The following is a 21,922-nucleotide window of genomic DNA, read 5'->3' as shown; positions in this document are numbered from 1 at the left end:
ATGTTATCGGAGCACGTTATGCAATCATTGACCATTGATATTGGTGGTTCGACAGCCCTCTTTGAGATTGAAGTTCAAGGACGTACCGAGCAATACAAAATTGCAACGGGTGAACATTTTACGGTAACGCAGCTCAATCAGCAGATCATGGAGCTTGAAGCCGATTATGGACTGGTCGATTACCAACTCGGCATTGCCGTTCCCGGCTTAGTTAGAAACCACACTTTAGTCTCCTGTAAAGTGTCGCCCAAACTCAACGGCCTTTCCCTAGGGCAATTAACGAGTAAAGCGACACATGCTGTGATCCATAACGATATCGATGCAGGTATGCTTGCATTATGTAACGCTAAGAATGATTGCGAATTGCTGCTGATGAGCGGTATGGGAATTGGAATGTCTATCGCTATCAAGGGACAGCCTTTCACCGGAGCCGCAGGCGTTGCCGGTGAGCTGGGGCATTGCCGTGTGATCAGCGAGTCTGGTGAGCATAGCTTAGAGCAACTCGCCAGCGGTGAGTCGATCCGCATCCGAGGACTCAAATCACCACAAGAGTTGTATCGTGCCGGTAGCTATTTAGGAATGGGACTGGCCTGGACAGTAAACCTGTTTAATCCTAATAGGATCTGGCTAGCAGGGCCTATGATGAATAATCATGATTATTATCGAGGTTGCTTAGACTCGTTAAAGCAACTCGCCTTAACTGCCCCAATGAGTGATGTTAATATTGCGCGCGTCGATGATATGGAAACCTTAGTTTGCCGAGGATTGAAAGTGCTGTTAAAGCAACAGAGCTAGCCTGTTTTCGTCACATTTACCTTTCTCCTAAATGGCTAGTTTAGTTAGCTATTGTCTTGTTTTTATTAAGGGGAAATCCCCTTTTTGTTGTGCTTTTTTATTTGCTGTAGTAACAACAGATTGAAAAATCCCACTAATTTCATGCTGATTTTTTGTATACTTTATGCTAAAAAGTCTCTCTGATTGTTGAATTATCTTGGGGCAAAGTAGCCTGAACGGGGAGCTTTGCCGCACAACTATAAAGGTGTGTTATGACGAAGATCTGCTGTGGCTCTATGGGGATTGGCGGTTCAACGCCAGCACAAGAGCTTGCCAAGCTTAGCAATATGACTCAAGGCGTTGCGGCGATTGGTCTCGATGAGTTTGCTGCCCGTATCGAAAAAGCGCAGCAGCTTATGCGTGAACAGGGACTCGCAGCTATCTATGTCAATGCCGGGACTAGCCTTTACTATTACACAGGTACCCGCTGGTATGCTAGCGAACGTATGGTGGGCGCCATTATTCCGGCCAATGGCGATGTGGAGTATATCGCCCCTGCATTTGAGCTGGACACCTTAAAAGGGTTCATGGTTATCGATGGTAAGGTTAATACCTGGCATGAAGATGAAAGCCCTTACGCCTTGTTTGGCCAAGTGCTTAACAAGATGGGTATCGACAGTGGTAAGGTCGGTATCGATGAATCGGCGGCCTTCTTTATTTTTGATGGGGTGCGTCAAGCTGCGCCGAGCTTTGAATATGTGAACGCAAAGAGTGTCACTGCTGCGTGCCGTATGATTAAGTCTGCTACCGAGCTGAGCTTACTACAGCGCGCTAAAGAGATGACGCTAGAGGTGCATAAAGCAGCGGCGCGGATCCTGCGTGAAGGTATCACTGTGGGTGAAGTTGAAGCCTTTATCAACGATGCCCATAAAGCTGTTGGGATCCCTGCGGGATCCTATTTCTGTATCGTTCTATTTGGCGAAGACACTGCTTACCCTCATGGCGTTAAGTCGCCCAAGGCGCTAGAGCTAAATGATACTGTACTGATCGATACCGGCTGTCAGCTGCATGGTTATAACTCAGATATTACGCGTACTTATGTCTTTGGTACCCCAAGCGAGCGTCAACGTCAGTTATGGCAACTAGAGCAAGATGCACAAATTGCGGCATTTGAAGCTGCAAAAATTGGAGCAACCTGTGCGAGCGTCGATAGGGCGGCACGTGATGTCTTGGAAGCGGCGGGCTTTGGTCCTGGATACGATGTTCCGGGTTTACCTCATCGAACAGGTCATGGTATTGGTTTAGATATCCACGAATGGCCCTATTTGGTGCTTAACGATAAGACGCCACTGGCCCCTGGCATGTCTTTTAGTAATGAGCCTATGTTGTGTGTCCCAGGCGAGTTTGGCGTGCGTCATGAAGATCACTTCTATATGACCGAAAACGGCCCCGTTTGGTTTACCGCGCCCGCTCACTCAATCGATAACCCATTTGGTTACGAGTGATCAGGCTGTGGGCCTTAGTGATTAAACAAAAAACGCGCCAGTCGGCGCGTTTTTTGATCGCGATGGCATTACTTGTCTATGCTGATCAGCTCAACATCAAAAATCAGTACTGAGCCGCCAGAGATCTTGCCAGTGCTGCGATTGCCATAGGCAAGTGTGCTGGGAATAAAGAAACGGGTCTTTTCGCCCACCACCATTAACTGCACGCCTTCGGTCCAACCTTTAATCACACGGTTAAGGGGAAAGGCGATAGGTTCACCGCGCTCAACAGAGCTGTCAAACACTGTGCCGTCAATTAAGGTGCCATGGTAATGGACGGTAACCGTATCCGTTGCCTTAGGATGCTCGGTGCCGTTACCCTTTGCCAACACTTGATATTGTAGACCCGATAAGGTTTCAACCACACCAGGTTTGTTTTTGTTATCGGCTAGAAATTGCTGACCCATCTCGATATTTGCTTTGGCCGCTTTTTGGTTATTCATGCTGGTGTAAAAGTAAAACAGGACGCCTGCAATGACGACGACCGCTAATATCATTCTCATAATTAATTCATTTAGTTAAAATTGATGGGTCATGATACCCAATCTATCAGGCTAAAACTACTGAGATAGCCTTGATAAGTAAGCCATATCAATATTGCGCTGTTTAACACGATAACCAGCGATAAACCTAAGCGAAAACTCACTTTCTGGGATTTATGCCTTAGGGTTTGTTTGGCGATTAGAGCACCAGGCCAGCCGCCCAACAAGGACGCTAGCTGTAAGCTACGTTCGCTGATGCGTCTGTGTTGCAAGCGAGCGGCGCGTTTATCGATAGCAAACATGATAAAAGTTATCAGACTTAAGGCGACATAGTAGAGCAGGGGATCGATGGGGATCTGCTGTGTCAGGTAGGCCCCAGTTAACGTAATAAATAGCCCTGATACTAGGGTTAAGTTTAGCTTTTGCTTCACTTTAGAGCTGACAAATTGGCGTTGTTGTCTTGCTAGCGGTGTCCCATAATTATCGACAATGATGGCGCAGTGTCGGCCCCTTGCATCTTTATTGGGCGTAAAATAGACGACTTGCCCCACGCTTGGTGAGCCCATCTTTGAGCCAAAACTACTGATGTGAACAAATATAGGCGCCTTTTCATCATGGGGCTGAATAAAGCCAAAGCCCTTATCCTTATGCCATGATGCTAAGGTACCCGTGGATGGTTTTTCCTTCATTTAGGGTCTATTTATCCATACAGCACTGAGGCAAGCTATCCTAAGGCATTTTTAACTTTGATGTTAGTGTTTGGCGGGTTTAGCCGAGATCCATAGTTTGATATGGCCTTTTACGACTACAACATCATTATTATCATAGGCAGTGACCGGAACGAGCATATCGCCTTCAACCCACTGCTCTGGTGTCACTTCGGCAACACAGCGAATATCGCTACCCGCCTTGGCTGTGTAATCGACGCTCATCCCTTTTGGGATCCAGCGCAGATGGTGTGGAATCGATGCTTCAGCCATCACACCCATGGCCATCTCTAAACCATTGCAGATAGCAATAACATGTACGGTCTGAATATGGTTGTGCACCGCTTTACGCTTTTTTATCAGGCATTGGCAGTAGTTGGGACGAAGCTCGGTGATCAATGGCCGTATGGTGCCGAAATAGGGGGCCATACGTGACACTATGATGGAGAAAATCTTCTGCCCAAATGGCAATCGAGTGACCTTGTTGTATAACGCCATCACCTTGGTTGGTTTTTGTGGCATAGACTCTCTGCTCCCTCATTCTGGTCGGATGAGTTTTCAGGTTAGCGTAATAACAAGGAGTTAACAATAGTCCGTGTCTTATGGATCGAACTTGTTGAGCGGCTGTAATAAGTGGAAATGAAGCAAAGTTCATTTCCACTTGTATCCTGAGCATGGGTATAATCGACAGCTATCGAAACCGTGAGAGCGGTGCGTGATTAATTTAATAAGGATTTTGCGTGAAATACCTGCTGACATATTTGAAAGGCATGGCAATGGGGGCCGCAGACGTGGTTCCTGGTGTATCGGGTGGCACAATTGCGTTTATTACAGGGATTTTAGATACACTCCTAGAGAGTATTCGTCGAATTACCCCAAGTTTAATTAAGGTTATTCGTACTCAAGGCGTTAAAGCGGCTTTTGAGTATATTAATGGTCCTTTCTTATTGGCGGTTTTTGGGGGAATATTAACCAGCATTTTTACCTTAGCTAAGTTGATCACCTACCTTTTGGTTAATCATCCTATTCCCGTTTGGTCGTTCTTTTTTGGGCTGATTATCATCTCTGTTATTCATATGTTGAAGCAGGTGCAAGGCTTTTCTGTCTTGAGATTAGGGTTATTTATCGCGGGTGTCGCATTTGCATGGGGGATAACGGTACTCAATCCCATCGCCCTTGAAATGACCTATTTCAATGTATTTATCGGCGGCAGTATTGCCATCTGCGCCATGTTACTGCCTGGTATCTCTGGCAGTTTTATCTTGCTGTTGCTTGGCCTATATACCTCAGTACTGAGTGCAGCAAAAAGCTTTGATATTCTCATTTTAGCGGTTTTTGCCTCGGGCTGCGTATTTGGCTTATTGACCTTTAGTCACCTGTTATCGGCGCTGCTACGCCGCTATCATGATGCCACGCTTATCTTCCTCACTGGACTCATGTTGGGAACTTTGGGCAAGATCTGGCCGTGGAAGCAGGTCCTCACTTGGAGAGAAAACTCGGCTGGCAACTTAGTGCCATTGCTGGAGCAAAACTTGTCGCCAATGCAGTTTGAACAGTTTACTGGTCAGCCTGCGCATCTTGTCTGGGCCATTGCAGCTATGGTGGCAGGGATTGGATTGGTGTGGGGGGTAGAGCACTTTGCAGGGAGAAAAAGTTAATGAAAAAACTATTGCTTCTAGGGCTATTAGGCCTGAGTGCTTGCGCTAATATCAATCTAATTGACGTTAGTTTAGAAGAGGAGCCTCAAACTGATCCGCTGGAAGTCAAAGACCCTATGGCTACCGATAATCAACGTATTATTGATGATGCTCGCCGTGAGGGTAAACTGAGTAAGCTGTAAGGTTTGCTGTTTAACTTGAATATAGGCGGCCAGTGAGCCGCCTGTTTTTTTAGCCCGTTTGTTTAGAGTTATCTACCTGTTTCTTATCGTAGTATTCAAACGGAAATTGATTTCGGATACGCTGGGTAATAGCATCACTCACATTCGCAGAGACATGTAAGCGAACATCGCCTGATTTTTCTGCCCTCACCACACAGGTCAGCTTTTCTGATTTAGCGATACCCTTACATTCACGCTGGAATTTGTCTGGGATTTTGCCTTTATGGCTGATTAATCGTCCCTCTTTAAAATGCATCTCAAATAGTGTTAATCCCTTTTTACCGCTAAAGATCAGTTTGTATATAAGCGCTAGGCCTATAAGGATAAATACGACTTTGAATATAGTGGCAGTCATGGAAGCTCCTTATTGTTCTTTAATATTGAAGATACTCTCGGTTTACCGATTTTCCTAGCGGGCTAGATCAAACTTTTTAACTATGATTATACTTTAAAGCTCCAAAGGAATGTTATACCGATCACTCCCATATACTAATTGGTATTAAAAAAATTAAGGATGATATTATGTATCTTTCAAATGCTCAGAACTGGGTCAAGCTTTGTGAGCAACAAGCTAAGATTATTGAAGACTTGTCTCATTCATTTCCAGAACGGCAAAATCAACATCGACGATTAAGTCATGATTGGCGAGAGTTAGCGCAGAAAGTGCGTAATGGTCAGAACCCTAAAATTGTGTCGTAAGCAGACAATAGAAAACCGCCATAAGGCGGTTTTCTGATAATAACTAGGGAACTGGGGGGAGGAGTATTTGTATTAGAAGGCGTAACTTGCCGTCGCTAATACCGTACCGCTGTTTTTCCACGCGCCAGAGCTGATATCGTTATCGCTGCTCAGGTTGGTATCTAACCAAGCGAGAGATAGACCAACGCCACTCACTTCGGTCGATACGCCGATAGAGTAGTCTAGGTAGTTTTCACCCCAATCTAGATCTGCACCATCTCCATAGCTGTAACCGACATGGGCATCGATGCTCCAGTTTTCGGCGATTTCATAGGAGTAATTTAGCTCACTGTAGTGCAGTGAAACATCGGCATTGGCGTAATCGTTGGTATACCACTGTGCAAAATGAAAATCTTCAAAGTAGAATCCAACCGTCGCTTCAAGGTAGCGAGAGCTTTCATCTTGGCCGGGGTAGGTGTAGTAGGTTAGAGTGACGTCATATTCAACGGCGTCATCTTCACCAAAAGCGCCTGCGTAGCCAGCATAGATATCGACTTCGATGTCAGCATCATAGCTTTCATCGTCGACATTACTCGCCCAAGCTCCAACAAAGAAGCCACTTTCCATGCTGTAATCGATACCAGCTTGTACGGCAAAATCACCTGCCGTTTGTGAGATACCGCGGAAGCGGTAGTCGTTAGTTACACCTATTTCGCCAGAAACTTCTGCTTGAGCGATAGGTGCCATTAGCGCTGCGGCTAAGGTTAAGCCAGTAACTTGGGCAATCCGTTTTTTATTAAATTTTTTATACACGGTGGTTTCTCCATTTCACTTTGTTGACATCAGTATTTTTAAGACATTTAAAAATACTGAACTTAGCCAAACAACAGCTGACTTTGCTGAGACTACATGGCGATTACTCAAAATCGAACTCGGTTACTTCTGTTCAAAAATGACGTAAATTTTTCTACACTGTTGGATCACTTTCCAAACACCTGAAAATCCAGCTGGAATGACAAATCGGTCACCCTTACTCACAGTAATGCTGTTTCCTGAACTATCGGTTATTTCACTGCTACCTGCTAAGATTTCGCAATACTCATGTTCGGTATAGTTAATTTTCCAGCTGCCTTTTTCCCCTTGCCAGACTCCGGCATGGAATTGATCACAAGGGCTAGAATAGTGATTTTCGAGCTGTTGTTTCGGGTCACCTGAGATCACTTTCTCTTTAGCGACATCGTAATATTCAGTCGCAACTTGGTGTTGGCCAAAATTGATAATCGCATCGATATTTAAACTCATCATTGCTCCAACATTATTGTTTTAACATATACAGGTGCGGAAGAGTCCGCACCATTTTTTATATATTTTTTATAAGTTTATTTCATTGTTGGCATAACAAATTCTGCCTGAACGTGGTTCGACTTTGGCCAGCGTGCTGTGATCGCTTTGCGCTTGGTGTAAAAACGCACGCCATCGGGACCATGCATATGCAGGGGACCGAACAAGGATCGCTTCCAGCCACCAAAACTATGGAATGCCATTGGTACTGGGATAGGTACATTCACTCCAACCATACCCACCTGTACGTGGTGGCAGAAATGACGAGCGGCTTCACCACTTTGGGTGAAAATGGCGGTACCGTTGCCAAACTCGTGATCATTGATCAGCTGCAGGGCTTCGCTGTAGTTTTTAACACGAACAATTGCCAGGACCGGGCCAAAGATCTCCTCTTTGTAAATCGTCATTTCAGGTGTAACGTGATCAAACAAGCTGCCACCTAAGAAATACCCTTGCTCATGGTCTGTTACGCTGAGTTGGCGTCCATCGGCCAATAGCGTAGCGCCTTCGGCAACACCTTGGTCGACATAACTGCGCACTTTCGCCAAGTGTTGAGCTGAAATGAGTGGCCCCATATCCATATCGGCTTCAAGGCCGTTACCGACACGAAGCGCTTCAATTTGTGGTAGCAGCTTCTCGACTAACGCATCGCCAGCATCACCGACGGCTAACACGACTGATATAGCCATGCAGCGTTCACCAGCACTGCCGTATGCGGCACCCATAAGTGCACTAACAGCCTGATCAAGATCGGCGTCTGGCATTAGCAGCATATGGTTCTTTGCTCCGCCTAATGCTTGAACACGTTTCCCATGCTTAGAGGCGGTTTCATAGATATATTGGGCGATAGGTGTGGAGCCAACGAAGCTAACAGCTTGCACATCGTTATGGCTCAGTAGTGTATCGACGGCTTCTTTGTCACCATTGATGACATTAAATACACCATCGGGTAATCCCGCTTCGGTCAGCAGTTCAGCCATGCGCATGACTGAGCTAGGGTCTTTTTCTGATGGCTTCATGATAAAAGTGTTACCCGCTGCAATGGCAATGGGGAACATCCACATGGGCACCATGACTGGGAAGTTAAATGGTGCAATACCGGCAACGACTCCCAGAGATTGATTGAGCGTCCATGCATCGACGCCGCCGCCCACCTGCTCTGTGTGCTCACCTTTTAGTAAGTGTGGAATGCCACAAGCAAACTCGACGACTTCTAGGCCGCGGATGATCTCACCTTTGGCGTCATCAAGGACCTTACCGTGTTCACGGGTGATCATGGCCGCAAGTTCATCCATGTTGGCCTCAACCAAGGCCTTAAATTTAAATAGAATGCGTGAGCGGTTTAGTGGGGTCATTTGAGACCAGGTCCCGTGTGCTTTTTTCGCTAACTCTATCGCTCCGGCGACCTCTGCCGCACTCGCTAAGGATACACTTGCTTTCTGTTCGCCTGTCGCGGGCTCAAATACTGCGCTGCTGCGCTCGCTATTACCTGAATGTTGGCCATTGATGTAGTGGTTTATCTGTTGCATAACGCTTCTTGTTCCTGCCAAAGATGATTAAGTATTTACTTAGGTTTATGAGGCTCATTTAGCCTACGGCTTTAATCGCATCGCTCAAGGTGTTAACCATGTGGTCAATTTGTTGTTTGTCGACGATAAGTGGTGGCGAAAGTGCGATAATGTCAGCCGTTGCGCGCACTAATGTGCCGCTCTTAAAACAGGTCTCGAAAATACCAAATCCACGTTTGCCAATGCCCTTGTCACTGGGGGCGAACTGAATACCGGCGACTAACCCTGTATTACGAATATCGATAAGGTTAGGTAGGCCTTTTAAGCTATGAACCGCCTGCTGGAAATAATCTTCAAGTGATTTACTGCGCTCAAATAGCTGCTCCTCTTTATAGATATCCAGAGTGGCTAATGCTGCAGCTGCTGCCACTGGGTGACCTGAATAGGTATAACCATGGAACAGTTCTATTGCGCCCTCTGGCGCATCCATACTGGCATCGTAGATGGCATCGTCGATAAGCACTGCACCCATTGGAATTGTGCCGTTGTTGAGTGCTTTGGCTGTTGTGATCATGTCAGGTTTTACATCCCAACGCTCACTCGCGAAGGCGGCACCTACACGACCAAAACCTGTGATAACTTCATCAAAGATCAGTAGGATGCCGTGTTTCTGGGTGATCTCTCTTAGTCTTTTTAAGTAACCTTGTGGCGGTAAAATTACCCCCGCAGAACCCGACATAGGTTCGACGATCACCGCTGCAATATTTTCGGCGCCATGAAGCAGAACCAGCTGTTCAAGTACCTCTGCTTTTTCGGCGCCCGTTTCGGGCAGGCCTTTGCAAAAAGCATTGGTATTGATATCGAGAGTGTGGGGAAGATGATCAACCCCTTGCAGCAACTGCTGGCTGAAGGTGCGACGGTTTCCACCTATGCCTCCGACAGAGATGCCGCCAAATCCCACACCATGATAACCAAGTTCTCGACCAATAAAGCGAGTACGCGTGGCTTCACCACGGGCACGATGATAATTGAGTGCAATTTTTAATGCCGTGTCTACCGATTCAGAACCAGAGTTGGTAAAGAACACCTTATTGATGCCTTTAGGGGCGATGTCGGCGAGACGCTCTGCGAGCTGGAAGGCTAATGGGTGACCCATTTGAAAAGAGGGTGCATAATCCATCTCGTGGATCTGCTTACTTACCGCCTCTGAGATTGCTTTACGTCCGTGTCCAGCATTACAACACCATAGACCAGCGGTAGCATCTAGTACCGGGCGTCCATCGACATCCTTGTAATACATACCTTCGGCTTGTGCCAGTAATCGCGGGCTTTGTTTAAACTGTCTATTGGCGGTAAATGGCATCCAATAGTGGTCGAGTGAACCTACGTTTGTTTGCCCTGTATTCTTAAAGTCTTCCATATCATCTACCCTGGTTCAGATTAATTGTTGTTTTTGTGAGTGGTCGATATTCGCTATGCTATGTCAGAAATAATGAACATGAAAGCAATTTGTTCATTATTTGTAGCAAAAAATAACTTTTTGTAAAAAATATTGAAATTTAAATGGGGAAAGGCGTAATCTAGGGCAACAATTGCTTCACCATGCGATCGACTCGGTGGCGCGCAAATGGTTATTATTAACTGTAAAGATTATTTATCACCCGTTAAGAGGTCAGAATGAGTATTCCCCAAAGTCGTGAACAATGGCAGCAAATGGCAGATTCGCTTTCTATTAATGGTCAAGCATTTATCAACGGTGAATACTGCGCGGCAGTGTCTGGTGAAACCTTCGATTGTGTTAGCCCAATCGATGGAAAAGTGCTGACCAAGGTATCTAGCTGCGATCTCGCTGATGCCAATATTGCCGTGGCAAAAGCACGTGAAGTATTTGAACGTGGTGATTGGTCGCAGATGGCTCCAGTTAAACGTAAGCAGGTGATGATTCGTTTTGCTGAATTACTAGAGCAAAACCAAGATGAGTTGGCGTTGTTAGAGACACTCGATATGGGTAAACCCATACGTTATTCCGGTAGTGTTGATGTGGCTGGAGCGGCTCGCGCGATACGTTGGTCAGGTGAGGCTGTCGATAAAATTTATGATGAGATCGCGCCGACTGCTCATAACGAAATTGGTATGATCACCCGCGAAGCTGTGGGAGTTGTTGCCGCTATTGTGCCTTGGAATTTCCCTCTGCTTATGGCGTGTTGGAAGTTAGGCCCTGCACTCGCAACGGGTAATAGTGTGGTGCTAAAGCCCTCTGAAAAGTCGCCATTAACCGCTATTCGTATGGCACAGCTTGCCATTGAAGCGGGTATCCCGAAGGGCGTGTTAAATGTGTTGCCTGGATTTGGTCATACAGTGGGTAAGGCGCTAGCACTGCATATGGATGTCGATACCTTAGTGTTTACTGGCTCAACTAAGATTGCCAAGCAGTTGATGATTTATGCGGGTGAATCCAACATGAAACGCGTCTGGTTAGAGGCTGGTGGAAAGAGTCCTAATATCGTGTTCAATGATGCCCCAAATCTGCAAGAAGCCGCCGTTGCGGCGGCGTCAGCCATCGCATTCAACCAAGGAGAAGTGTGCACCGCAGGTTCGCGCTTATTGGTAGAAGCAGGGGTTAAGGATGAGCTGATAAAGCTTATCGAAGCTGAAATGCAAGCATGGCAGCCAGGGCATCCACTGGATCCCGCAACAACGTGTGGTGCAGTGGTCGATAAACAGCAGCTAGATAATGTACTGGGCTATATTCGTGCTGGTGTTGCCGAGGGGGCGAGTTTGGTACAGGGCGGTCAGCAAGTGATGGCTGAATCGGGTGGTGTTTATGTTGAACCCACGATCTTCTCAAATGTGAATAATGAGATGACCATTGCCAAAGAAGAGATCTTCGGCCCTGTATTGTCAGTCATTACTTTCGAAGGGATGGATGAGGCGATACGCATCGCAAACGATACCATTTATGGCCTAGCGGCTGGTGTTTGGACCTCTGATATCAGTAAAGCCCATAAAACCGCAAAGGCGTTACGCAGTGGTATGGTATGGATTAATCATTATGACGGCGGTGACATGACGGCGCCATTTGGTGGTTATAAACAATCGGGCAACGGTCGTGATAAGTCACTGCATGCTTTTGACAAATACACTGAGATCAAAGCGACTTGGATAGCGCTATAGCCAGCGATATGGTTCGGGCTATGCAGTGACCATTATGACGGCGGTGACATGACGGCGCCATTTGGTGGTTATAAACAATCGGGCAACGGTCGTGATAAGTCATTGCATGCTTTCGATAAATACACTGAGATTAAGGCGACTTGGATAGCGCTTTAAGGTTTAAGTAGGGCAATTTTTCAAATCATTATCAGTTAAGTTGTTTAACGATTTATTCTTATTTCAAGTCTTAGCGTGAAACAGCCCTTTAGCCTATGGTTAAAGGGCTTTTTGTTTATCGTCTTGATCTTGGTCATATTCAGAGCTGGAAAGCGGGGATATTTTACTTGTAGTTTGTAAGCGTCTTAGTTTATGTTCCCAGTGGATAATAAACTGTCAACTGGCGAAAGCCCGTTTGGAGTAACTATGGAATATCCTTTAGTGAGCACTGCGTGGCTGGAAGCTAATTTGTTTGATGCAAATGTGATAGTGCTTGATGCCAGCATGGACACAGTGATAGGCAAAGAGCCTATTGTCTATGATAAGTTTGTCGCCATCCCTAGGGCGCATAAGTTTGATTTAGAAAATGTATTTTGCGATCTATCGTCGCCTCAAACTCATGCTATGCCGACTGTCGAGCAGTTTAACCAAGGAATAGCGCATTTAGGTATCGACGCTGACAGTACTGTCGTTATCTATGACAACCAAGGTATTTACTCATCTCCCCGTGCATGGTGGATGTTTAAGCTGATGGGGTTTGATAGGGTGTTCGTGCTCGATGGTGGATTGCCCCAATGGCTTACCGAAGAGCGTATGACGACTGATGTGTATCATCAAGATGAACGCTTGCCTCAAGGCGATTTTCAAGCTGAGTATCAAGAGGGGCTCGTGTGTAACATGACCTATATACTCTCTCGGTTTGATGCTAATGATGTGCAAGTATTTGATGCCAGAGGCGCAGCGCGTTTTAATGGTGAAGTCGCTGAGCCGCGAGCGAATGTGCGTAGCGGCCATATTCCCGGTTCGATCAATTTACCTTTTGCTCAGGTCCTCGACGGCTACAAGCTAAAAGAGGTTGAAGTGCTTCAGCAGCTGTTTGAACAGCAAGATAATGATCAAACTTTCGAACGTATTTTTAGCTGTGGCTCTGGGATCACCGCATGCATACTAATATTAGCCTCAGTTGCATCCGGTCACGTTAACGCTGTGTTATATGATGGTTCATGGGCCGAGTGGGGCAGTCATCAGCAGATGCCAATTAGTCCAGCCCTATCCAGTCAACAAACTTAACTGTAACGGTAAATAAAAAGGAGCTTAATCGCTCCTTTTTGCTTTTATGGTTAGGCTAAAAAAGATCCTTAAACCTATGGTAAAGCATACCAGCGGCTAACATAGGCGACCTAAAGGTGGGCCCCCCAGGAAACGTCATATGCGACACTCTATCGAACACGTCAAATCGCTCTGCTTGCGCCGTTAAGGCTTCACTGATAAGTTTTGCAGCCATATGTGTCGCATTGACACCATGCCCTGCATAAGCTTGAGCGTAAAAGATATTGGGACAATCGGTGAGTCTGCCTATTTGGGGCAATCTGTTGGCGCCAATCCCTATCATTCCGCCCCATTCATAGTCGATCTTGACGCCTTTTAATTGCGGGAAAACCTTCTCAAGATTAGGCCTAAGTGCCGCATCGATATCTTTGGGATCTTTGCCCGAATAGGTGCATAGGCCGCCAAATAGCAGGCGATTATCTTGAGAAAGGTGGAAGTAATCCAGATCAATACGCATATCGGCAAAGGCCATATTCTGCGGGATGATCTCATCACATTGAGTTTGGGTAAGCGGCTCTGTTGCGAGCAGATAGCTGCCCGCTGGGAGCACTTTACCACCGAGGTAACCATCTAACTTATGACCAATATAGGCATTTCCTGCCATGACTAGATATTGGCAATCGACTTCGCCTTTTTCGGTTATCACTCTAGGCTTATCACCCTTGATAATTTTTGTGGCGGCGCTGTATTCAAACATCTGCACTCCCAAAGTGCGGGCAACTCGCGCCTCACCCAAGGCAAGGTTAAGAGGGTGAAGGTGGCCACTATTCATATCGACCAAGGCACCGCTATAAATATCAGAACCGATAACTTCACCGAGCTCATGCTTTTGCAGTAGTTTGAAGCTCTCTCCTCTACCTTGACTAAGCATATCTTGGTAGTCGGCCTCGAGTTCACTCATGTGGCGAGGTTTCATGGCGAGATCGCAGTAACCCATTTTTAGGTTGCAATCGATGTTATGCTCTTTTACGCGATTTCGGACTATCTCAACCGCTTCAAACCCCATTTCATGAATAGCCTTTACGCCTTCGCTGCCGATCTCATTTCGAAATTGTTCGATATTGTGACCAATACCGCGGATCAGTTCGCCCCCATTTCTGCCAGAAGCGCCCCAACCAATACGTTTGGCTTCAAGTAGTGCGACGCTAAAGCCTTTCTGGGCAAGCTCAATCGAGGTATTAATACCACTAAACCCGCCGCCGACAATGCATACATCGACGCTGATTCGCTCAGTCAATTGAGGTTGGGGCTCTAATGCATTTGCCGTAGCGAAATAATAGGAATCAGGGTAGTTTTCACTATGAACGGGTGGTTTGCTGGACATCATGGCTCCAAAATCGGGTTTTATTGTTGTTATTCGACTAAATTGGCCTGAGTAAGTATACTTCTGACCTTTGAGTTGGTTATAATTCACACTTGTTGATTATATTTAACATGCTTTTTTGTTTGAGACAAACTAGTATGGAAAATTATTTCATCTACAATCTGTTTGATAGGAGATGTTTTTTGGATATCGGCGCAAATCTCAAAGCTGTTCGTAAAATGAAAGGTTTATCGCAACGAGAGTTGGCCAAACGAGCCGGCGTGACCAACAGCACTATCTCGATGATCGAGAAAAATAGTGTCAGCCCTTCGGTAAGTTCATTAAAGAAAGTCTTATCTGGATTACCCATGTCTTTGGTTGACTTTTTCTCTATTGAGGAGACGTTACCGTCAGAGCAGAAGGTGGTTTATCGTGCGGGTGAGTTGTTAGATATTGGCGATGGTAATTTAGATTACAAGCTGATTGGACGAGACTACCCAAATCGCTCTATGTCTGTGATGAATGAAGTCTACCCACCTGGTTCTGATACGGGTGAAGAGATGTTACAACATGAAGGCGAAGAAGCCGCGATGGTGATTGAAGGTAAAATTGAGATCACCGTAGGCGATGAGGTGTTTATACTCGCAGAAGGTGATAGCTATTACTTTAATAGTGAATTGCCACATCGTTTTCGTAATCCTTTCGACCTTCCTTGCCGCATTGTGAGTGCCACCACTCCAGCTAATTTCTAGTGTTAGTGCGTTAATCTATAGTCTAGGCGTGGTATCGCGCCTACTCGTCCAATCTACCCTCTCAGTTATCAATATCTTGTTGAGCATTTCTGTTAATTACTTCATTTTGGTTTTTTATTCTATTTGAGTTTAAGTGTAAATAATTTCACTCATTAATAATGATTTACTATCTGGTTGACCTTAGAGGTTAGCCGCGACGCTGCTCACAATTATTTTTAAATCATGACATCTGTATACAAGTCTTTATAAATGCTGTTATCGATTTCAATGTTGTTTTAATTGGATTTTTATCATCATTGAGTTCTATTGTATATTTTGTTTACCAAGACCTATTGCCTAGTGATATTTTTCAGTGTAGTGTGTGAAAAAATGAACATTCAGTTAACGTCTGCTCATAATTCATAACAATAAAAGCATCAATGCTCTATAGGTGAACTATGTCCGAGGAAGGACTTGCAGTAATTGGCGTCACAGCTTGCAATCAACAATTAGGCCTGCATCCATTTAATATTGTCGGCGAGAAGTATCTACTGAGTATCGCAGACGCAACGAGCGCTTGGCCGCTTGTGATCCCATCTTTGGGGCATTGTCCCGCGGATACGATTCTTCCACGTTTAGATGGCATACTTTTCACGGGTTCACCATCGAATATTGAGCCTCATCATTATGATGGTTCACCTAGTGATATTGGTACTCTGCACGACCCAAAGCGTGATGCAACCAATTTACCGCTACTCAAAGCAGCTATTGATGCTGGGATACCTGTGCTCGCCATTTGTCGTGGCTTTCAGGAGATGAATGTGGTTTACGGCGGTTCATTACATCAGAAGCTTCACCAAGTGGGTAAATATATTGAACACCGCGAAGACCGCGATGCACCGGTTGAGATTCAATATGGACTCTCTCATGAGATCCACATTGAACCAGGGGGATTGCTTCACGATGCATGGGGCCGCAATTTAGCGGAAGTCAATTCTGTACATACTCAAGGCGTTGACCGTTTGGGTGTTGGATTGCGGCCAGAAGCGTACGCTCCCGATGGATTAATCGAAGCGTTTTCGGTCAAAGATTCGAAAAATTTTGCGCTAGGTGTGCAGTTTCACCCTGAATGGAAGGTATTAGACAATCCTTTTTATCGCTCGATTTTTACCGCCTTTAATAAAGCCTGCCAACAAAGAGCAGTGCAACGAACGAGATAATAAAGATGAAGAAGTTAATCAGCTATTTAAAAGAGAATAAGATCACGGAAGTGGAGTGTGTCATCAGTGATATGACAGGTATCGCTCGTGGTAAAATCGCCCCGGTTGCTAAGTTTATTGATGAAAAAGGGATGCGACTACCTGAGAGCGTGTTGCTGCAAACGGTAACGGGTGATTACGTGGAAGATGACGTGTATGACTCGCTGCTTGATAAGGCCGATATCGATTTTATTTGTGTACCCGATGATAAGGCCATCTTCATGTTGCCTTGGTGTGTCGAGGCTACCGCTCAGGTGATTCATGATACCTACGATAAGATGGGTAATCCAATCGAGTTATCTCCTCGTAACCTGCTTAAGAAAGTATTGAAACTTTATGAAGATAAAGGCTGGAAGCCCGTCATTGCACCAGAGATGGAGTTTTACCTTACTAAGCCAAATGAAGATCCAGATATTCCATTAAGCCCACCAATTGGCCGCAGTGGTCGCAGAGAATCTGGCCGTCAGTCTTTCTCTATCGATGCCGCTAACGAATACGATCCGCTATTTGAAGATATGTATGACTGGTGTGAAGCCCAAGGCCTCGATATTGATACCCTAATCCATGAAGAGGGCACTGCCCAGATGGAGATCAACTTTAGTCATGGTGATGCGCTCTCTCTCGCCGACCAAGTGTTTGTCTTTAAACGAACTCTGCGCGAGGCGGCGCTGAAGCACAATGTATGCGCTACGTTTATGGCTAAGCCAGTTACCGATGAACCAGGTAGTGCAATGCACATTCATCAGAGTGTTGTCGATGCCAAAAGCGGTAAGAACATTTTCACCAATGAAGATGGCACGAAGAGTGCTAAGTTTTTAAGCTACATAGGTGGCTTGCAAAAGTATATTCCAGAGCTTTTGCCATTGATGGCTCCGAATGTTAACTCGTTTAGACGTTTCTTGCCTGGTACTTCGGCACCAGTCAATTTGGAATGGGGTGATGAAAATCGAACTTGCGGTCTGCGAATTCCTGAGTCATCACCACAGAACCGTCGTATCGAGAATCGTATAGCCGGTGCCGATGCCAATAGCTATTTAGCGATTGCAGCGACATTGTTGTGTGGCTTTATGGGCATGGTTGAAGATGTTAAACCATCGACACCCGTTCAGGGGCGTGCGAACGAAAATCGTCAAGGTATTAGCTTACCCCTAACGCTGGAAGAGGCTTTAGCTGTGATGTCAGAAAGCTCTGCGGTTCGTGAATATTTAGGTGAAACCTTTACCAATGGATATATTGCGGTTAAGCAAGCGGATCTCGAGAACTATCGCCGAGTTATTAGTTCTTGGGAACGAGAGTTTTTACTTCTGACAGTTTAATGTATTAGCGCACTTTTATGGTGCAGAGTCTTCATCGGCTTGGGTTAATTTGGGGCGTTTAGCGTCACTCTTTAATCCAGCTGATTAAGTAAGTTCTACAGGGTTTGTGTTGCCTATAAATTCAAATTGAATATGGAATTATTCAAAATTACACTACGGGAGAGCAAGAGTTAGCAAGGCTCGATGCGGAAGTAAGCTGTAGCATTGGTTGATAATAATGAGATCTATTTGTCGATAGCTCGACAACATTATGACTAACAGTTTTACCCCGTGTAAACGGCGGTAGTAATGGAGAAATTGATGACACTATTAAAGATGGTAAAAGTATCTTGTTTGGTAATGGGGTGCAGTTTAGCAAGTGGTGCCCTTCATGCTGAAGAGATCTTAAAGGTCTATAACTGGAACGATTATATCGCCAAAGATACCTTAGAGAATTTCTATAAAGAAACGGGTATTAGGGTGATTTATGATGTTTTCGACAGTAATGAAATGGTCGAAGCTAAGTTGTTATCTGGCCATTCAGGCTACGATATTGTTGTGCCATCAAATGATTTTTTAGCTAAGCAGATCAAAGTAGGGGCTTTTGCTCCATTGGATAAAAGCAAACTCACGAATTTAGGCAATTTGAACGCCGACTTGATGAAACAGCTAGAGAAAGCCGATCCACAAAATCGTTATGCCGTGCCCTACTTATGGGGCACCACGGGCATAGGTTATAACGTAGATAAAGTGAAAGCGGTATTAGGTGAAGATGCGCCAGTGGATTCGTTAGCGTTAATTTTCGATCCTAAATATGCAGAGAAAATATCGAGCTGTGGTTTCTCTATGATGGACTCTGCCGATGAAATGATGTCTCAGGCACTCTCTTATCTTGGTCGTGATCCTAACAGTACAACAGCTGATGATTACAAAGCTGCGGGTGAAGCCATCGAGAAGGTGCGCCCCTATGTGACCTATTTTCATTCGTCACGTTATATCACCGATCTGGCAAATGGTGATACTTGCGTAGCCTTCGGTTTTTCTGGTGATGTGTTTCAGGCGGCAACTCGTGCAGATGAAGCGGGTAATGGACAAAAAGTGAATTACTCCATTGCCAAAGAGGGCGCCAATCTTTGGTTTGATATGTTAGCGATACCAGCCGATGCAGAGAATAAAGAGAATGCCCACGTGTTTATTAATTATCTGCTTCGCCCCGATGTGATTGCGGATATCTCTAATTATGTTGCTTATGCCAATCCAAATGATGGTGCACAGAGCATGGTAGATAAAGAGATCCTTGATAACCCTGGTATCTATCCAAGCGAAGAGATCATTAAGAACTTGTATATTCGCGAAGTGCGCCCACTAAAGGTGCAAAGAGCGATGACCAGAGCATGGACTAAAGCCAAATCTGGTTATTAACTATCGAGTGCCCTTGGAGCTACTTTTGAGGGCGTTCAAGATTTTTAACTGTAAAGCAATCTACCGATGCGTTTTACTAGCTGTAGCATTGGATAACTATAACAATGAAAGCCGTATAAACGGCAATGCCATGACAGTAAGTTTTCGACACATTACTGGCTAGCTAAAAAGGAGATAGCATGAAGCTTTTAAAGAAAATGACCACACTCGCTATAGTCACTGCTGGTGTATTCGCAAGCTCTGCAGCAACGGCGGAAGAGGTCGTTCACGTATATAACTGGTCTGATTATATTGCCGAGGACACATTAGCAAACTTTGAAAAAGAAACAGGTATTCGTGTAATTTATGATGTATTCGATAGTAATGAAGTGGTTGAAGCCAAGCTGCTATCTGGTCGTTCAGGTTATGATATTGTCGTCCCTTCTAACAACTTTCTTGCTAAGCAGATCAATGCCGGTGCGTTCCAAAAGCTTGATCAAAGTCAGTTACCAAATCATAAAAACCTAAAACCTGAGCTAATGAAACAGCTTGAATCTGCAGACCCACGTAATGAGCACGCAGTGCCTTATCTATGGGGTACTACGGGTATCGGTTACAACGTTGCTAAAGTAAAAGAAGTATTGGGCGAGGACGCGCCTGTTGACTCACTCGAGCTGCTATTTAATCCTAAATACGCAGAGAAGGTGAGCAAGTGTGGCATGTCATTCCTTGATTCTGCTGATGAAATGCTGCCAATGGCGCTGGTTTATCTTGGTTTAGATCCTAATAGCACTAGTAGTGATGATTATGCCAAGGCGGGTGAGGTGATGGCGAAGGTTCGTCCATATGTCACTTATTTCCATTCATCTCGTTACATTACTGACTTAGCAAACGGCGATATCTGTGTTGCCTTCGGTTATTCTGGGGATGTGTTCCAAGCGGCGGCGCGCGCCGAAGAAGCTGAGAACGGCCAAGAGATTAACTACGCTATTCCGAAAGAGGGCGCTAACCTGTGGTTCGATATGTTAGCCATCCCTGCCGATGCGAAAAACGTTAAAAATGCTCATACGTTTATTAACTACCTACTTCGTCCAGAGGTCATCGCGCCAATCACTAACTACGTTGCTTATGCCAATCCAAATGTGCCAGCACAGGAGTTTGTTGACCAAGAGATCTTAAATGATCCTGCCATCTACCCAACAGCAGAAGTGTTATCACGTCTCTATGTTGCCGATGTACGTCCAATGAAAGCACAACGTGCTATGACTCGCGTATGGACCAAAGTTAAATCAGGCATGTAATGCCACTGTTCTATGGGCAAGTTCGCTTGCCCTTTTTAATCAAACTTTATTCTAAATATTGCAGTAGGTGCTACTGAGGCACTTTTTGTGGAGAAGTAATATGGCTAGCAATTCGGGCGTCACCAATAAACCGACAACAAAGACGCAAGGAGAGGTATTGCTGAAGATAGATAGAGTCAGCAAGCTATTTGACGATGTTCGTGCTGTAGACGACGTGTCACTCAATATCAATCGTGGGGAAATTTTTGCATTACTTGGTGGCTCAGGCTCTGGTAAGTCAACACTACTGCGCATGTTAGCGGGCTTTGAAAAACCTTCTGATGGACGTATTTATCTTGATGGTGTCGATATTACCGATATGCCTCCGTATGAGCGTCCAATTAATATGATGTTCCAATCATATGCGCTATTCCCGCATATGACTGTCGCCCAAAATATTGCCTTTGGGTTAAAGCAAGACAAGATGCCAAAAGCTGAGATAGATCAGCGAGTACAAGAGATGCTCAAGCTGGTGCATATGGAAGCGTATGCTAAGCGCAAGCCTAATCAGCTCTCAGGTGGTCAACGTCAACGTGTCGCTCTGGCTCGTTCGTTAGCTAAGCGACCAAAGCTACTGCTACTCGATGAACCTATGGGGGCGCTCGATAAAAAACTTCGTACCCAAATGCAGCTGGAAGTTGTTGATATTTTGGAAGCTGTGGGTGTGACTTGTGTCATGGTAACCCACGACCAAGAAGAGGCGATGACCATGGCAGAGCGTATTTCTATCATGAATGATGGTTGGATAGCGCAAACGGGGACCCCGACGGATATTTATGAGAGTCCAGCTAACCGTATGGTGGCTGAATTTATTGGCTCGGTTAACCTTTTTGAAGCCGACATCGTTGAAGATGAAGCGGATCACTTGGTGATTCAATCACCCAATATCGCTCAACAATTCTATGTTGGCTATGGTGTGTCTACCAGCGTGGATAGTACTAAAGTCTGGTTGGCTGTGCGCCCTGAGAAAACCCATATTTCACGAGAGCAACCGCAAGGTCAATATAACTGGTGCGCTGGTGAAGTCGAAGATATTGCTTATTTAGGTGGCATTTCGGTTTATTACATTCGCTTAAGTAACAACCAACTGATCCAATCGGTAATGACCAATAGCGACCGCCGCTCAGACTCACCAACATGGGAAGAGAAAGTGTTCGTCAGTTGGGAAGCCGACAGTGGTGTGGTACTTAGATCATGAGTG

23 protein-coding genes are annotated in these 21,922 nt (G+C 45.4%); 14 read left to right on the top strand and 9 right to left on the bottom strand.

All coding sequences use genetic code 11. From position 1 onward, the window contains the following. Positions 1-18: 18 nt before the first annotated feature. A complete protein-coding gene (locus tag K0I73_RS14415) occupies positions 19-795 on the top strand; it encodes an ROK family protein (protein WP_220061760.1) in 777 nt (258 codons plus the stop codon). 251 nt (positions 796-1,046) lie between these two features. Beyond that, on the top strand, positions 1,047-2,279 hold the full coding sequence (locus K0I73_RS14410) for a M24 family metallopeptidase (RefSeq protein ID WP_220061759.1): 1,233 nt from the start codon (positions 1,047-1,049) through the stop codon (positions 2,277-2,279). 68 nt (positions 2,280-2,347) lie between these two features. On the opposite strand, the gene bamJ is transcribed toward K0I73_RS14410, so the two are convergent. From bamJ to K0I73_RS14395, 3 genes are all read right to left on the bottom strand, one after another. Continuing rightward, positions 2,348-2,821: a BamJ family beta-barrel-assembly machinery protein gene (gene bamJ / locus K0I73_RS14405; RefSeq protein ID WP_220061758.1), complete on the bottom strand. Its 474-nt coding sequence runs from the start codon at positions 2,819-2,821 to the stop codon at positions 2,348-2,350. Positions 2,822-2,850: 29 nt separating this feature from the next. Further along, positions 2,851-3,489, bottom strand: coding sequence for a DUF1294 domain-containing protein (locus K0I73_RS14400; RefSeq protein WP_220061757.1), 639 nt, complete (start codon positions 3,487-3,489; stop codon positions 2,851-2,853). A gap of 63 nt (positions 3,490-3,552) precedes the next feature. Beyond that, positions 3,553-4,029 carry a hotdog fold domain-containing protein gene (locus K0I73_RS14395; protein ID WP_220061756.1) on the bottom strand — a complete coding sequence of 159 codons (477 nt, stop codon included), beginning with the start codon at positions 4,027-4,029 and terminating at the stop codon, positions 3,553-3,555. Positions 4,030-4,247: 218 nt separating this feature from the next. On the opposite strand from K0I73_RS14395, the gene K0I73_RS14390 reads away from it, so the two are divergent. Both K0I73_RS14390 and K0I73_RS14385 read left to right on the top strand, forming a co-directional pair. Beyond that, positions 4,248-5,165 (top strand): polyprenyl-phosphate transporter, encoded by a 918-nt coding sequence (locus tag K0I73_RS14390; RefSeq protein WP_220061755.1) that lies wholly within the window; start codon positions 4,248-4,250, stop codon positions 5,163-5,165. Further along, positions 5,165-5,347 (top strand): hypothetical protein, encoded by a 183-nt coding sequence (locus K0I73_RS14385; protein WP_220061754.1) that lies wholly within the window; start codon positions 5,165-5,167, stop codon positions 5,345-5,347. Before K0I73_RS14390 ends, K0I73_RS14385 begins: the two co-directional genes overlap by 1 nt. A gap of 49 nt (positions 5,348-5,396) precedes the next feature. On the opposite strand, the gene K0I73_RS14380 is transcribed toward K0I73_RS14385, so the two are convergent. Then, positions 5,397-5,741, bottom strand: coding sequence for a DUF3634 family protein (locus tag K0I73_RS14380; RefSeq protein ID WP_220061753.1), 345 nt, complete (start codon positions 5,739-5,741; stop codon positions 5,397-5,399). 167 nt (positions 5,742-5,908) lie between these two features. Here K0I73_RS14380 and K0I73_RS14375 point away from each other — a divergent pair, with 167 nt between their 5' ends. Further along, entirely contained in the window at positions 5,909-6,085 is a 177-nt protein-coding gene (locus K0I73_RS14375; protein WP_220061752.1) for a hypothetical protein, read from the top strand. Positions 6,086-6,157: 72 nt separating this feature from the next. On the opposite strand, the gene K0I73_RS14370 is transcribed toward K0I73_RS14375, so the two are convergent. From K0I73_RS14370 to aptA, 4 genes are all read right to left on the bottom strand, one after another. Continuing rightward, positions 6,158-6,877: a TorF family putative porin gene (locus tag K0I73_RS14370; protein ID WP_220061751.1), complete on the bottom strand. Its 720-nt coding sequence runs from the start codon at positions 6,875-6,877 to the stop codon at positions 6,158-6,160. 123 nt (positions 6,878-7,000) lie between these two features. Further along, positions 7,001-7,366, bottom strand: coding sequence for a cupin domain-containing protein (locus tag K0I73_RS14365; protein WP_220064398.1), 366 nt, complete (start codon positions 7,364-7,366; stop codon positions 7,001-7,003). Positions 7,367-7,443: 77 nt separating this feature from the next. Continuing rightward, entirely contained in the window at positions 7,444-8,934 is a 1,491-nt protein-coding gene (locus tag K0I73_RS14360; RefSeq protein WP_220061750.1) for a CoA-acylating methylmalonate-semialdehyde dehydrogenase, read from the bottom strand. Positions 8,935-8,992: 58 nt separating this feature from the next. Next, on the bottom strand, positions 8,993-10,333 hold the full coding sequence (gene aptA / locus K0I73_RS14355; RefSeq protein WP_220061749.1) for an omega-aminotransferase AptA: 1,341 nt from the start codon (positions 10,331-10,333) through the stop codon (positions 8,993-8,995). A 257-nt stretch (positions 10,334-10,590) separates the two neighbouring features. Between aptA and K0I73_RS14350 the strand changes: the two genes are divergently transcribed. From K0I73_RS14350 to K0I73_RS14340, 3 genes are all read left to right on the top strand, one after another. Continuing rightward, on the top strand, positions 10,591-12,087 hold the full coding sequence (locus K0I73_RS14350; protein WP_220061748.1) for an aldehyde dehydrogenase: 1,497 nt from the start codon (positions 10,591-10,593) through the stop codon (positions 12,085-12,087). Between the two features lie 48 nt (positions 12,088-12,135). Next, positions 12,136-12,243, top strand: a complete 108-nt coding sequence (locus tag K0I73_RS14345; protein WP_220061747.1) for an aldehyde dehydrogenase family protein — start codon at positions 12,136-12,138, stop codon at positions 12,241-12,243. A gap of 246 nt (positions 12,244-12,489) precedes the next feature. Next, on the top strand, positions 12,490-13,353 hold the full coding sequence (locus tag K0I73_RS14340) for a sulfurtransferase (protein ID WP_220061746.1): 864 nt from the start codon (positions 12,490-12,492) through the stop codon (positions 13,351-13,353). Positions 13,354-13,408: 55 nt separating this feature from the next. Here the strand turns inward: K0I73_RS14340 and K0I73_RS14335 are convergent, their stop codons facing one another. Beyond that, entirely contained in the window at positions 13,409-14,716 is a 1,308-nt protein-coding gene (locus tag K0I73_RS14335; protein ID WP_220064397.1) for an NAD(P)/FAD-dependent oxidoreductase, read from the bottom strand. A 182-nt stretch (positions 14,717-14,898) separates the two neighbouring features. Between K0I73_RS14335 and K0I73_RS14330 the strand changes: the two genes are divergently transcribed. The 6 genes from K0I73_RS14330 (at position 14,899) to potA (ending at position 21,919) form a co-directional block, all read left to right on the top strand. Next, positions 14,899-15,447, top strand: a complete 549-nt coding sequence (locus K0I73_RS14330; protein ID WP_220061745.1) for a cupin domain-containing protein — start codon at positions 14,899-14,901, stop codon at positions 15,445-15,447. Positions 15,448-15,884: 437 nt separating this feature from the next. Continuing rightward, positions 15,885-16,646 (top strand): gamma-glutamyl-gamma-aminobutyrate hydrolase family protein, encoded by a 762-nt coding sequence (locus tag K0I73_RS14325; protein ID WP_220061744.1) that lies wholly within the window; start codon positions 15,885-15,887, stop codon positions 16,644-16,646. A 5-nt stretch (positions 16,647-16,651) separates the two neighbouring features. Continuing rightward, on the top strand, positions 16,652-18,001 hold the full coding sequence (locus K0I73_RS14320) for a glutamine synthetase family protein (RefSeq protein WP_220061743.1): 1,350 nt from the start codon (positions 16,652-16,654) through the stop codon (positions 17,999-18,001). 300 nt (positions 18,002-18,301) lie between these two features. Beyond that, positions 18,302-19,402: a polyamine ABC transporter substrate-binding protein gene (locus K0I73_RS14315; RefSeq protein WP_220061742.1), complete on the top strand. Its 1,101-nt coding sequence runs from the start codon at positions 18,302-18,304 to the stop codon at positions 19,400-19,402. A 179-nt stretch (positions 19,403-19,581) separates the two neighbouring features. After that, a complete protein-coding gene (locus K0I73_RS14310) occupies positions 19,582-20,682 on the top strand; it encodes a polyamine ABC transporter substrate-binding protein (protein ID WP_220061741.1) in 1,101 nt (366 codons plus the stop codon). A gap of 100 nt (positions 20,683-20,782) precedes the next feature. Beyond that, entirely contained in the window at positions 20,783-21,919 is a 1,137-nt protein-coding gene (potA, locus tag K0I73_RS14305) for a polyamine ABC transporter ATP-binding protein (protein WP_220061740.1), read from the top strand. Positions 21,920-21,922 lie beyond the last annotated feature (3 nt).

The organism is Shewanella mesophila (genome assembly GCF_019457515.1).
Taxonomy (GTDB): Bacteria; Pseudomonadota; Gammaproteobacteria; order Enterobacterales; family Shewanellaceae; genus Shewanella; species Shewanella mesophila.
Note: the sequence above shows the minus strand (reverse complement) of the source record. Positions and strands in the feature narration are given on the sequence as shown.